Consider the following 218-nt stretch of genomic DNA (forward strand, 5'->3'; position numbering starts at 1 on the left):
CTTCATCCTTATAACACCGAGGAAGAAGGCCTGTGTATCCGTGAAAGCACGCATTCGCGAAATCATCCATAATGGTGGAGCGAAATCGGCCAAAAAAATCGTACAGCAAATCAATGTGATTTTTGCAGGATGGGTGAACTACTTTCGGGTAGGGAACTCCAGCGACGCATTCAGCGAAGTGCGCGACTACACAGAAATGAAAATTCGAACGCTACTGA

1 protein-coding gene is annotated in these 218 nt (G+C 46.3%); it reads left to right on the forward strand.

The genetic code is table 11. The features are described 5' to 3' along the window. The coding region (locus tag PPOP_RS09135; RefSeq protein WP_006285981.1) for a group II intron maturase-specific domain-containing protein at positions 1-218 on the forward strand (218 nt) is incomplete at both ends.

It is taken from the genome of Paenibacillus popilliae ATCC 14706 (assembly GCF_000315235.1).
In the GTDB taxonomy this organism is placed as follows: Bacteria; Bacillota; Bacilli; order Paenibacillales; family Paenibacillaceae; genus Paenibacillus_B; species Paenibacillus_B popilliae.